The sequence below is a fragment of the Nonomuraea sp. NPDC004702 genome (assembly GCF_053601695.1).
Genome location: NZ_JBSGCE010000019.1, coordinates 48,591 through 61,013, shown reverse-complemented (window position 1 = coordinate 61,013; position 12,423 = coordinate 48,591). Strand labels below are relative to the sequence as shown.

The following is a 12,423-nucleotide window of genomic DNA, read 5'->3' as shown; positions in this document are numbered from 1 at the left end:
CGGCCGGGGGCTCCGGGGCCCCCGGCCGCCGGACGAGGGGCCCGCCTGACCCGGGCCCCTCGTCCGGTGAAGGAAGCCGGGCCCCGTCCCCTCGACCGGCGCGACTCGGCCGGGCGCGGGTCAGCGGCTCTCGCGCCACTCCGACACGACGCGATCGACGTCGAAGGGCATCAGGTTGAGCGGCGGCCCCGGCAGGCCCTTCCTGATCGCCTCGCGGATCTTCTCGTTGACCTCTTCGAGGATCTGCCGCACCTCGGTCTCGGACCGGGCCCCGCGGGCCTGCCGCAGCGCCTCCTCGGCCTCCTTGCGCAGCGCCAGCGTCGGGGGCAGCGGCATGGACAGCCCCTCGCTCTCCAGCTTCTGCTTGATCCACCACATCTCGTCGTCCCGCCGGTCGAGGCCGGGCAGCGGCTTGCCCGCGCCCGGCAGGTCGTCGAACTCCCCACGCTCGGCCGCCTCGCGGATCTGACGGTCGATCCAGCTCTCGAACGGCATGCCCACCGGCTTGCGGTCGGTCACGGACGCGGCTCCTCTCACGCCAGGTTGTGGCTCGGCGCGACCGGCCCGCGCCAGCCGAGCACGGCCTCGGTCATGCGCACGGACGCCACCGTCGCGGCGACGTCGTGCACCCGCAGGATCCGGGCGCCCTTGAGGATGGAGACGACGTTCGCGGCGATCGTCCCCTCCTTACGCTCGCCCTGCGGGCGGTCGATGGTCTCGCCGATGAAGTCCTTGTTCGACAGCGCGACCAGGGTGGGATAGCCGATGGCGGTGATCTCCTCCAGCCGCCGGGTCAGCTCCAGGGAGTGGAAGGTGTTCTTGTTCAGGTCGTGGCCCGGGTCGATGATGATCCGGTCGGGGGCGATGCCAGCCTTGAGCGCGAAGGCGACCCGCTCGCGCAGGAAGCCGGCGACCTCGGCGACGACGTCGTCGTAGCTCGGGCGGAAGACCCGCCGGCCGGGCCCGCCGAGACTGTGGGTGACGACCACGCTGGCGCCGGTCTCGGCCGCGACCTCGGCCAGGCCGGGCTCGCGCAGGCCGTTGGTGTCGTTGATGACGTCGGCGCCGGCCTCGACGGCCGCCCTGGCGACCTCGGGGCGGTGGGTGTCGACCGAGATGACGGCGTCGGTCGCGGCCCTGACCTCGGCGATCACCGGGACCACCCGCTCGATCTCCTCCTCGACGCCGATCGCGGCCTGGGCGGCGCTGAAGGCGAACCCGCCGATGTCCACCCAGTCGGCGCCCTCCTCGACGGCCCGGGCGCAGGCCGCGACCGCGCGGTCGAGCTCGTACGTGCGCCCCTGGTCGTGGAAGGAGTTGGGGGTCCTGTTGACGATGGCCATGATGGCGATCTGGCGTTCGAAATCGAACTCCCGCCGCCCGATGCGGCGGACCGGAGAGATGATCTCGGGGGGATTGTTTCCGCCGCTCACGTAGTGGCCCCTTCCGTCTCCTGCCGAGCCTACCCGGGGCCGTGGCGGGGCGGTCGGGCGCGCCCGCGCTCAGACCTGGAAGCGCCCGGGCGGCCCGCCGCCGCCGGTGACCCGGATGCGCTTCATGGAGCTCGGGGAGACGGACGCGTGCGGCAGGCGCATGGTGAGCCGGACCGTGGTGCCGTCCGGGCCGGTGCGGACGTCCACGACGTCGCACAACCGCCGGATCAGGTAGATGCCGCGACCGGTGTAGGAGAGGCTGGACGGCCGGACGTCCCCGTCGAGGTACGCCTGCGGGATGCCCGTCCCCTGGTCCGTCGTCTCCGAGCGGATGACGCCGTCGACCGTCCACAACGTCAGATGCCCGCGCCCGCCCGCGTGCTCCACGGCGTTGACCACGCTCTCGTGCACGGCGAGCACGAAGTCGTCGAGCCGGCCGTCGCGCAGCCCGCTGCTCTCCGCCTGCTCGGCGACCGCGCGGCGCAGCTTGGTGACGTCGTGGAGGGTGAAGACCTGGGTCAGGAGAAGGGCCATGGCGCTCCTTCGTGTCGTCACGACACGCAGGCCACGCCTCTGGACCTTGCGTAGAGAACCGTCCCCTTCCCCGGCCGGGCGGCGCTACACCTGCGGATCAGGGATGGGTGCCGACCCCTGTGGCCAGCTCCTTGACCCGGCCCAGCGGGCCGCCGTCGGGGGCCAGCGGCGGGGTCTCCATGCCGGCGCCGTCGTGCAGGCCGTCCAGCAGCTCGCGCATGGCGTCCCAGGAGGAGTGCCGCGGCCGCCAGCCCAGGACGTCCCTGGCCCTGTCGGTCTTCATGACGGGGATGCGCAGGGCCAGTTCGAGCAGGCCGGGCGAGGCGGGCACCAGCCGCAGGTGCCAGCCGGCCGACATCAGCGTCCTGGCCAGCCAGGGCTTGACCGGTATCGTCCGCGTGCCGAGGAGTTTGGCCAGGTCGGCGGGGTCGAGCACGGGTTCGGCGGCCAGGTTGAAGGCCCCCGACACCGTCCTGGTCACCGCCAGCCGGTACGCCTCGGCCGCGTCGTCGGCGTGCAGCACCTGCAGCCGCAGTCCGGGCACGTCGGGCACGAACGGGATGCGGCCGGGCCGGATCAGCCGGCGCGGCAGGAACGGCCCGGCGAACAGGCGGCGCTGCTCGGTGGCCGCCGCCCGCTGGAAGATGAACCCCGGCCGCATCCGCACCACGCGGATCGCCGGGTGGTCGTGCTCGAAGACGTCGAGCACCCGCTCGACGTACGCCTTCTCCCGGCCGTACGCGGCCCCGGGCCAGCCGTGCGTGGGCCAGCTCTCGTCCACCGGCCGGTCCTTGGGGCCCGGCGAGTACGCGCCGACCGAGGAGGCGTGGACCAGCGCGGGCACCCCCGCCTCGGCCACCGCGCGGAACACCCGCATGCTGCCCAGCACGTTCGCCCGCCAGGTCACGGCCGGGTCCCTGGTGGGCTGGAACAGCCACGCGAGGTGCACGACGGCGTCGGCGCCCTCGAAGATGCGGGACAGGTCGCCGGTGGCGACGTCGGCCTGCCGCCACTCGGTCCGGTCGATGCGCCATCCCGGCAGGCGGCGGGCCACGCCCACGATCGACGTCACGTTGTCATCCGCGGCGAGCGCGCGTACGACGCTCGTGCCGACATTGCCGGTAGCCCCGACCACCACGACTCTCATGCCCGCACCGCTGCCCGCGCTCCGGAAGGTGAAACCCCTGGTCAGGGCTGTAGCACGATCTTTATCGCACCATTCGCCTTCTTCTGGAACATCTCGTACGCCTGCGGCGCCTCCTCCAGCCGCATGCGGTGGGTGGTCAGGTCCATGACGCCGAGCGGGTCGGAGTCGTCGGTGACCAGCGGCATGAGCCGGTTGATCCACCGCCGCACGTGGGCCTGGCCCATCCGCAGCGTGACGCCCTTGTCGAACATGCGCAGCATCGGCATCGGGTCGGTCATGCCGCCGTAGACGCCGATGACGGAGATGACGCCGCCCCGGCGGACGGTGTCGATGGCCTGGTTGAGCGCGGCCAGCCGGTCGACGCCCGCGTGGGACATCAGCGGCGCGGCCACCGCGTCGGGCAGCAGCCCGGTGAGCGTCTGGGCGATCTTGGCGGCCGGTGAGCCGTGCGCCTCCATGCCGACGGCGTCGATCACCGAGTCGGTGCCGCGGCCCGAGGTGAGCTCGCGGATCGCCCCGGGCACGTCGGAGGTCTCGCTGCCGTCCACGACCTCGATGCCGTGGCGGCGGGCCATCTCCAGGCGTTCGGTGACGCCGTCCACGCCGATCACGCGGTGGCCGAGGTGGCGGGCGATGCGGGCGCACATCTGGCCGATGGGGCCGAGGCCGAAGACGGTGACGCTGCCGCCGTCCGGGATCTCGGCGTAGTCCACGGCCTGCCAGGCGGTCGGCAGCACGTCGGACAGGAACAGGAACCGCTCGTCCGGCGGGCCCTCGGGCACCTTGATCGGGCCGAACTGTGCCTCGGGCACGCGCAGGTACTCGGCCTGGCCGCCGGGCACCTGGCCGTACAGCCTGGTGTAGCCGAACAGCGCGGCGCCCATGCCCTGCTCCTTGACCTGGGTGGTCTCGCACTGCGCGTACAGCTCCAGGCCGCACATGTGGCAGTGGCCGCAGGAGATGTTGAACGGGATGACGACGCGGTCGCCGGGTTTGATGTCGGTGACGGCGGCTCCGACGGCCTCGACGACGCCCATGGGCTCGTGGCCGAGGATGTCGCCCTCGGCCATGAAGGGCCCGAGCACCTCGTACAGGTGCAGGTCGGAGCCGCAGATGCCGGAGCTGGTCACCCTGATCACCGCGTCGTTGGGCTCCTTGATGGCCGGGTCGGGGACCTCCTCGACCCGTACGTCCCGCTTGCCGTGCCAGGTGACGGCCTTCATGACGCCTCCAGATGGGATTCGGACGGCACAAATCCCGCATACCCCCACATAAGGCTCCAAACGGTTTGCCCCATAACACGGTGATAGGGGTGTTTTGAGACGACCACTCCTCGTATTCGGGCTCGTACCGTGCAGACACCCCCCTGTACGCGAGGAGACGTGCACATGCTCCCCAGGAAGACCGTGACGGCGGGCATCGCGATCGCCGTCACCATGATCAGCGTCCCGGCCCTGGCCTTCGCGGCGAAGGGCGCCACGGCCCAGGACGAGACCCCCTACTCCATCGCCCGCGCCAACGCCGAAGCCGTCGCCGACCCCCCGCAGGGCCTGGTCGACGCCATGAGCCGGGACCTCGGCATCACCGGCCAGCAGGCCGAGGCCCGCCTGGTCAACGAGGCCGCCGCAGCCGGGCTCGAACCCACCCTGCGCGCCCAGTTAGGCGCCTCCTACGCCGGCTCCTGGGTGACCGGCCCCACCTCCACCCCGATCACCGCCACCACCGACCCGGCGCAGGTGGCCGCCATCGCCAAGGCCGGTGTGCAGGCCCGCGTGGTGGCCCGCTCGCTGAGCAGCCTCGACGGGGTCAAGGCCAGGCTGGACGCCGCGTCGGCCAAGGCCCCGAAGACCGCCCCCGTCTGGTACGTGGACGTCGTCAACAACACCGTCGTCGTCCTCAGCTCCAACCCCGCCAAGGCCGCCGCCTGGGTGCGGGCCAGCGGCGCGGACGCCTCCGCCGTCCAGGTCGTGCGCTCGGCCGAGCAGCCCACGCTGTTCTACGACGTCCGCGGCGGCGACGCCTACTACATCGGCTCCGGCACCCGCTGCTCCGTCGGCTTCTCGGTGACCAAGGCCGGCTCGCAGGGCGGCTTCGTCAGCGCAGGCCACTGCGGCACCGCCGGGTCCAGCACGTCCGGCTCCAACCGGGTCGCCATGGGCACGTTCCGCGGCTCGTCCTTCCCGGGCAACGACTACTCCTGGGTCGAGGTCAACGGCCAGTGGACCCCGACCGGCGTGGTGTACGGCTACAGCGCCGGCATCCTGCCCGTACGCGGCTCGACCGTGGCCCAGGTGGGCTCGGCCGTCTGCCGCGCCGGATCGACCACCGGCTACCACTGCGGCTCGGTCCAGCAGCTCAACGCCAGCGTCACCTACCAGGAGGGCACCGTCTCCGGCGTGACGCGGACCAACGTCTGCGCCGAGCCCGGCGACTCCGGCGGCTCGTTCATCTCCGGCGACCAGGCCCAGGGCGTGACGTCGGGCGGCTCGGGCAACTGCAGCTCCGGCGGCACGACGTACTTCCAGCCGGTCAACGAGATCCTGTCCACCTACGGCCTGACCCTCGCCACCCAGGGCGGCGGCCCCGGCCCGACCAGCACGCCGACGGTCACGACGACCGTCGGCGGCACGTGGGCCGCGGGCACGACGTACGCGGCCGGCGCGACGGTGACGTACGGCGGCTCGACGTACCGCTGCCTCCAGGGGCACACCGCCCAGCCCGGCTGGGAGCCGCCGAACGTGCCGGCTCTCTGGCAGCGCGTCTGACCCCCTAGACGTCCAGGGCGGAGATACCCCCTCACGACCTGGACCGCGCGGCCGGGCGATGTCCCACTCCTCCGTCAGGGACATCGCCCGGCCCATGCGCTTCCAGCGACCGTCAGGACGCCTCTCCGGCCAGCCGCAGGGCCTCCTCGACCAGCGTCTCCACGATCCGCGACTCGGGGACGGTGCGGACCACCTCGCCCCTGACGAAGATCTGCCCCTTGCCGTTGCCCGAGGCCACGCCCAGGTCCGCCTCCCTGGCCTCGCCCGGCCCGTTGACCACGCAGCCCATCACCGCCACCCGCAGCGGATGGGGGAACCCGTCGAGCGCCGCGGTGACCCGTTCGGCCAGCCCGTACACGTCCACCTGGGCCCGTCCGCACGACGGGCAGGAGACGATCTCCAGCCTGCGCCGCCGCAACCCCAGCGACTCCAGGATCCCGATCCCGACCTTGACCTCCTCCACCGGCGGCGCCGACAGCGAGACGCGGATCGTGTCGCCGATGCCCTCGTCGAGCAGGATCCCGAACGCCACCGCCGACTTGATCGTGCCCTGCATGAGCGGCCCTGCCTCGGTGACGCCGAGGTGCAGCGGGTAGTCGCAGCTGCGGGCCAGCATCCGGTAGGCCGCCGTCATCACCTGTGGGTCGTGGTGCTTGACGGAGAGCTTGATGTCGCGGAAGCCGTGCTCCTCGAACAACGAGCACTCCCACAACGCCGACTCCACCAGCGCGGCCGGCGTGGCCCTGCCGTGCTTGGCCAGCAGCCGGGGGTCGAGCGAACCGGCGTTCACCCCGATGCGGATCGACACCCCCGCGCCGGACGCGGCCCGCGCGATCTCGCCCACCTTGTCATCGAACTTCTTGATGTTCCCGGGATTGACCCGGACCGCCGCGCACCCCGCCTCGATGGCGGCGAAGACGTACCGCGGCTGGAAGTGGACGTCGGCGACGACCGGGAGCTGCGACTTGCGCGCGATCTCCGGCAGCGCGTCGGCGTCGTCCTGGGTCGGCACCGCGACGCGGACGATCTGGCAGCCCGCCGCCGTCAGCTCGGCGATCTGCTGCAACGTGGCGTTGACGTCGGCCGTCACCGTCGTCGTCATCGACTGCACCGAGACGGGCGCGTCGCCCCCCACCGGCACGGATCCCACCATGACCTGCCTGGACGCCCTGCGCGCCCGATGTCGCACCGGCAGTCCGAGATCTACAGCGGCCACCTGTCCAGCTCCCTTCGAACGGTGTGCGCGATGCCCCGACCGGTGAGCCCGGCCTCGGCGAGCAACCCGGCCCGGCTCCCGTGCGCGACGAACTCGCGCGGCAGGCCGAGGTTGACGATGTGCTGCCGGGGCCCGCACTCCTGCCGAAGCAGGGCGCCGGCCCCGCAGGCGGCCAGGCCGTCCTCGACGGTCACCACCAGCCGGGCGGCCCCGGCCGGCCCGCGCAGACCGGCCGGGACCGGGATCACCCAGCGGGGGTCGACCACGGTCACGCCGATCCCGGCGGCCGACAACATGGCCGCCGCGCCCAGGCACGGCCCGGCCATCGGCCCGACCGCCACCAGCAGCACGTCGGGACCGCCCGCGAAGAGCACGTCGACGTCGCCGAGCCGCCCCACGCGCGGCAGCTCGGGGCCGGCGGCCGCCTTGGGGAAGCGCAGCGCGGTGGGCCCGGGGTGCTCGACCGCCTCCTCCAGCAGCTCGCACAGCCGGCGGGCGTCGCGCGGCGCGGCCACCCGCATGCCGGGCACCATGGCCAGCGCCGCCAGGTCCCACATGCCGTGGTGGCTGGGCCCGTCGGGGCCGGTGAGCCCGGCCCGGTCGAGCACGAGCGTCACCGGCAGCCGGTGCAGGGCGACGTCCATCAGCACCTGGTCGAGAGCGCGCCCGAGGAACGTCGCATAGACGGCGACCACGGGGTGCAGGCCCGCCATGGCCATGCCCGCCGCCGAGGCCAGCGCGTGCTGCTCGGCGATGCCGACGTCGAACATGCGGCCGGGGAAGCGCCGCCCGAAGCAGGCCAGCCCGGTCGGCCCCGGCATCGCGGCGGTGACGGCCACCAGGTCGTCGCGGCGCTCGCCGAGCACGCACAGGTGGCGGGCGAACGCGTCGGTCCAGGTGGCGGCGCCGGCCGCGAGCGGACGGCCGGTGGCCGGGTCGGTGGCCGGGATCGCGTGCAGGTGCTCGTCGTGGTCGCGCTCGGCCGGGTCGTAGCCGCGGCCCTTGCGGGTGACGCAGTGGACCACGACGGGGGCGCGCAGCTCGCGGGCGGCGCGCAGGACCGCTTCGAGCGCGGCGATGTCGTGGCCGTCGACCGGGCCCAGGTAGCGCAGGCCGAGCTGCTCGAAGACGGTCACGTCGGCGGCCGTGCGCAGCCGGGCGAGGTGGTCGGCGATGCCGCCGTGGGTGGGGGCGTAGGAGCGGCCGTTGTCGTTGAGCACGACGACGACCGGCCGGTGGCGGGCGGCGCCCAGGTTGTTGAGCGCCTCCCAGGCCGGCCCGCCGGTGAGCGCGCCGTCGCCGACCACGGCGACCACCGCCCGGCCGGCGTCGCCGGTCAGCAGGCGCGCCTTGGCCAGCCCGTCGGCGTAGGCGAGCGCGGCGGAGGCGTGGGAGTTGTCGACGTGGTCGTGCACGGACTCCTCCCGGCTCGGATAGCCGCTGAGGCCGCCGCGGCAGCGCAGGGCGTCGAAGGAGTCGCGCCGCCCGGTCAGGATCTTGTGGACGTACGCCTGGTGCCCGGTGTCGAAGACGATGGCGTCGCCGGGCGAGTCGAAGACGCGGTGGAGGGCGATCGTGAGCTCGACGACGCCGAGATTGGAGCCGAGGTGCCCGCCGCGGGCGCTCACCTTCTCGACCAGGAAGTCGCGGATCTCGCGGGCGAGGCCGGGCAGCAGCTCGGCGGGCAGGGCGCGCAGGTCTTGGGGAGTGGAAACGTACGGCAACAGGGTCGTCATGACATCCCCTGACGGTGTTGCGGTGAGCCAAAAGAATAGTTGAAAGGCCCAAGACACTTTACACGCTCTGTATTCAAGTAGTAACTATTGGTAGTGCGCGTCCCGACCAGAAGGAGCCGAGCGGATGCCGGTGAGCTTCACTCAGCACTACCTCGGATCACGGATCGAGCGACGCCTCGCCGACTTCCTTGAGACGTGGCGTTCGCCGGTCTCCGATCCCGACGTGCAGACGGCCTACCGGCTGCTGACCGAGTTCATCCTCGGCGGCGGCAAACGCATCCGCCCCCTGCTGTGCTACTGGGGCTGGCGGGGCGCGGGCGGCGCCGACTGCGACGAGATCGTCAGCGCCGCGGCGGCCCTGGAGCTGTGCCACGCCGGGCTGCTCATCCACGACGACATCATGGACGGCAGCGAGCTGCGCCGGGGCCGGGCGACCATCCACCGCAACCTCGCCGACCTCCACGACGGCCCGTCCGCGGAGGCGTTCGGGCACGCGGGCGGCATCCTGCTCGGCACGCTCAGCCTGGCCTGGTCCGACACCCTGCTGTCGTCGTGCGGCGTCGAGCCCGTCCGCCTGCGGGCCGCCCACCACCTCTTCGACGCCATGCGCACCGAGGTCATCAGCGGCCAGTACCTCGACATCCTCGCCCAGCTCCGCGCCGGCGCGAGCGTGCCGGAGGCGCTCACGGTGATCCGCTACAAGACGGCCAAGTACACCGTCGAGCGGCCGTTGCAGATCGGCGGCGCCCTGGCCGGCGCCTCACCCGAGCTGCTCGACGCCTTCTCCCGGTTCGGCGTGCCGCTCGGCGAGGCGTTCCAGCTGCGCGACGACGTGCTGGGCACGTTCGGGTCGGCGGCCGAGACCGGCAAGTCGGCGCTAGACGACCTGCGCGAGGGCAAGCACACGGTGATGATCGCGCACGCCATGGCGCACGCCTCGCCCGCGCAGCTCGGCTACCTGCGCGCCTGGCACGGCAACCCGGCGCTCACCGAGGAGCAGGCCGTCGGGCTGCGCACCATCCTCATCGACACCGGCGCGCTCGACCAGGTCGAGTCGATGATCGACGAACGCGTGGGCGAGGCCACGGCTGCCCTGGCCCGGGCGCCGATCGGGCCCGAGGCCGGCAGTGCGCTGTCCGTCCTGGCCGACCAGCTCGCGCACCGTACCAAGTAGGGGGCTCTCCGATGGGACGCGTACTGCTCGCGGCCCCGCGCGGTTACTGCGCGGGCGTCGAACGGGCCATCTTCTCCGTGGAGGAGGCGCTGCGGCGCTTCGGGCCACCGGTCTACGTGCGCAAACAGATCGTGCACAACACGTTCGTGGTGGCCGACCTCACCGAGCGCGGGGCGGTCTTCGTCGACGAGCTCGACGAGGTGCCGGACGGCGCGCTGGTGATCTTCTCGGCCCACGGCGTCTCCCCCGCGGTCCGGCAGGAGGCCGGGGGCCGCGGCCTGCGCACGATCGACGCCACCTGTCCCCTGGTCACCAAGGTGCACAAGGAGGCGGTGCGGCTGGCCGAGGCCGGCCACGAGATCGTGCTCATCGGCCACGCCGAGCACGAGGAGGTCGAGGGCACCCTCGGCGAGGCGCCCGGCCGCATCCACGTCGTCGATCCGGCCAGGCCCCACGAGGTCACCGCGAGCGGCGCGGCGCGCATGACCTGGCTGTCGCAGACCACCCTCTCGGTCGACGAGACCATGGGCGCCGTCGCCGAGCTGCGCGACCGGTTCCCCCAGCTGGCCGACCCGCCGAGCGACGACATCTGCTACGCCAGCCAGAACCGCCAGGAGGCGATCACCCGCATCGCCCCCCGCTGCGACCTGGTCATCGTCGTCGGCTCGGCCAACTCCTCCAACTCCCGGCGGCTGGTCGAGGTCGCGCTGCACGCCGGCGCCCCCGCCGCCCACCTGGTCGACCGGGCCGCCGACGCCGACCCTCGATGGCTCGGCGGCGTCGGCACGGTCGGGGTCAGCTCCGGCGCGTCCGTACCCGACGTGCTGGTCGAGGACCTGCTCGGCTGGCTCGCCGGCCACGGCTACACCGACGTGGAGCCCGTGACCGTGACCGAGGAGACGCTCACCTTCTCCCTCCCCCTGGAACTCCGTTCCTCCCGCAACCCCGGCTAGACCCCACACCGAGATTGGCGGTGCACCATGACAGAAACCACCGACTCCAGCGCGCCCTTGAACGGCAACGGGCAGCTCAGCCTCAGTACCGAGGCCGCCAAACAGCTCGCGACCACCACCAAGACGCCCCCGCAGATGCAGGAGATCACCTCCAGGTGGCTGCTGCGGCTGCTGCCGTGGGTGCAGTGCTCCGGTGGCGTGTTCCGGGTCAACAGGCGCCTGACGTACACGCTCGGCGACGGGCGCATCACGTTCTCCACGACCGGCTCCGACGTGCGGGTCATCCCGGCCGAGCTGACCGAGCTGCCCATGCTGCGCGGCTTCGACGACATGGAGGTGCTCGAAGCGCTGGCCGACCGCTTCCAGCAGCGCGAGGTCGAGCCGGGCGAGGCCATCGTCAGGGAGGACGACCCGGCCGACCAGCTCGTGCTGATCGCCCACGGCCGGGTCGGCAAGGTCGGGCAGGGCGCCTACGGCGACGAGCAGAACCTCGGCGTCCTGGCCGACGGCGACCACTTCGGCGAGCAGGCGCTGACCGGCGGCGGCACCTACGACTTCACCGCCACGGCCAAGACGCACACCACCGTGCTCACCCTGTCCAGGCAGACCTTCGAGCAGCTGGCCGAGCAGTCCCCGGCGCTGCGCGAGCACATCCAGAGCCGGCAGGCGGCCGGCGACCACGCCCAGAACGCCTACGGCGAGGCCGCGATCGACATGGCCTCCGGCCACTCCGGCGAGGTCGCGCTGCCCGGCACGTTCGTGGACTACGAGCAGTCCCCCCGCGAGTACGAGCTGAGCGTCGCCCAGACGGTCCTGCGGGTGCACAGCCGGGTCTCCGACCTGTACAACCAGCCGATGAGCCAGCTCGACCAGCAGCTCCGCCTCACGATCGAGGCCCTGCGCGAGCGCCAGGAGCACGAGCTGATCAACAACCGGGAGTTCGGCCTGCTGCACAACGCCGACTTCAGCCAGCGCATCCGCACCCGTTCCGGCCCGCCCACGCCCGACGACCTCGACGACCTGCTGGCCGTGGTCTGGAAGGAGCCGGCCTTCTTCCTCGCGCACCCGCAGGCCATCGCCGCGTTCGGCAGGGAGTGCAGCAAGCGCGGCCTCTACCCGCAGGCCAGCGAGGTCAACGGCCACCGCATCCCGGCCTGGCGCGGCGTGCCGATCTTCCCGTGCAGCAAGATCCCGGTCACCGGCAAGCGCACCACGTCGTTCCTGCTCATGCGGACGGGCCAGGAGAACCAGGGGGTCGTCGGCCTGCACCAGACCGGCATCCCCGACGAGTACCAGCCCAGCCTGTCGGTGCGCTTCATGAACATCAACGAGAAGGCGATCATCTCCTACCTGGTCAGCGCCTACTACTCGGCCGCCGTCCTGGTGCCCGACGCGCTCGGCGTCCTGGAGGACGTCGAGCTCGGCAGGAACGGCTAGCAGCCCCTTCGTCCGTCCGGTCCAAGAA

11 protein-coding genes are annotated in these 12,423 nt (G+C 72.6%); 4 read left to right on the top strand and 7 right to left on the bottom strand.

Annotated features, from left to right (window positions below):
* Positions 1-120 precede the first annotated feature (120 nt).
* From ACWEJ6_RS24000 to ACWEJ6_RS23980, 5 genes are all read right to left on the bottom strand, one after another.
* Positions 121-519: a DnaJ family domain-containing protein gene (locus tag ACWEJ6_RS24000; protein ID WP_387671431.1), complete on the bottom strand. Its 399-nt coding sequence runs from the start codon at positions 517-519 to the stop codon at positions 121-123.
* A gap of 14 nt (positions 520-533) precedes the next feature.
* Positions 534-1,433, bottom strand: coding sequence for a dihydropteroate synthase (folP, locus tag ACWEJ6_RS23995; RefSeq protein ID WP_352323007.1), 900 nt, complete (start codon positions 1,431-1,433; stop codon positions 534-536).
* A 69-nt stretch (positions 1,434-1,502) separates the two neighbouring features.
* Positions 1,503-1,967: an ATP-binding protein gene (locus tag ACWEJ6_RS23990; protein WP_452426245.1), complete on the bottom strand. Its 465-nt coding sequence runs from the start codon at positions 1,965-1,967 to the stop codon at positions 1,503-1,505.
* A gap of 97 nt (positions 1,968-2,064) precedes the next feature.
* The gene (locus ACWEJ6_RS23985; protein WP_452426242.1) at positions 2,065-3,114 is read right to left on the bottom strand and encodes an NAD-dependent epimerase/dehydratase family protein; all 1,050 of its coding nucleotides are present in this window, start codon (positions 3,112-3,114) and stop codon (positions 2,065-2,067) included.
* A gap of 41 nt (positions 3,115-3,155) precedes the next feature.
* A complete protein-coding gene (locus tag ACWEJ6_RS23980; RefSeq protein ID WP_452426240.1) occupies positions 3,156-4,337 on the bottom strand; it encodes a zinc-dependent alcohol dehydrogenase in 1,182 nt (393 codons plus the stop codon).
* 165 nt (positions 4,338-4,502) lie between these two features.
* On the opposite strand from ACWEJ6_RS23980, the gene ACWEJ6_RS23975 reads away from it, so the two are divergent.
* Complete coding sequence (locus ACWEJ6_RS23975; RefSeq protein ID WP_387671437.1) at positions 4,503-5,879, top strand: carbohydrate-binding protein; 1,377 nt, start codon at positions 4,503-4,505, stop codon at positions 5,877-5,879.
* 112 nt (positions 5,880-5,991) lie between these two features.
* On the opposite strand, the gene ispG is transcribed toward ACWEJ6_RS23975, so the two are convergent.
* On the bottom strand, positions 5,992-7,095 hold the full coding sequence (ispG, locus tag ACWEJ6_RS23970; RefSeq protein ID WP_387671439.1) for a flavodoxin-dependent (E)-4-hydroxy-3-methylbut-2-enyl-diphosphate synthase: 1,104 nt from the start codon (positions 7,093-7,095) through the stop codon (positions 5,992-5,994).
* A complete protein-coding gene (locus tag ACWEJ6_RS23965) occupies positions 7,083-8,831 on the bottom strand; it encodes a 1-deoxy-D-xylulose-5-phosphate synthase (RefSeq protein WP_387671441.1) in 1,749 nt (582 codons plus the stop codon). The genes ispG and ACWEJ6_RS23965 overlap by 13 nt, the downstream gene beginning before the upstream one ends.
* Before the next feature lie 130 nt (positions 8,832-8,961).
* Between ACWEJ6_RS23965 and ACWEJ6_RS23960 the strand changes: the two genes are divergently transcribed.
* Genes ACWEJ6_RS23960 through ACWEJ6_RS23950 form a run of 3 tightly spaced genes read left to right on the top strand, consistent with a single transcriptional unit; the run spans position 8,962 to position 12,395 of the window.
* On the top strand, positions 8,962-10,005 hold the full coding sequence (locus ACWEJ6_RS23960) for a polyprenyl synthetase family protein (RefSeq protein WP_452426237.1): 1,044 nt from the start codon (positions 8,962-8,964) through the stop codon (positions 10,003-10,005).
* A gap of 11 nt (positions 10,006-10,016) precedes the next feature.
* Complete coding sequence (locus tag ACWEJ6_RS23955; RefSeq protein ID WP_358291646.1) at positions 10,017-10,958, top strand: 4-hydroxy-3-methylbut-2-enyl diphosphate reductase; 942 nt, start codon at positions 10,017-10,019, stop codon at positions 10,956-10,958.
* 27 nt (positions 10,959-10,985) lie between these two features.
* Complete coding sequence (locus ACWEJ6_RS23950) at positions 10,986-12,395, top strand: family 2B encapsulin nanocompartment shell protein (RefSeq protein ID WP_452426235.1); 1,410 nt, start codon at positions 10,986-10,988, stop codon at positions 12,393-12,395.
* Positions 12,396-12,423: the final 28 nt, after the last annotated feature.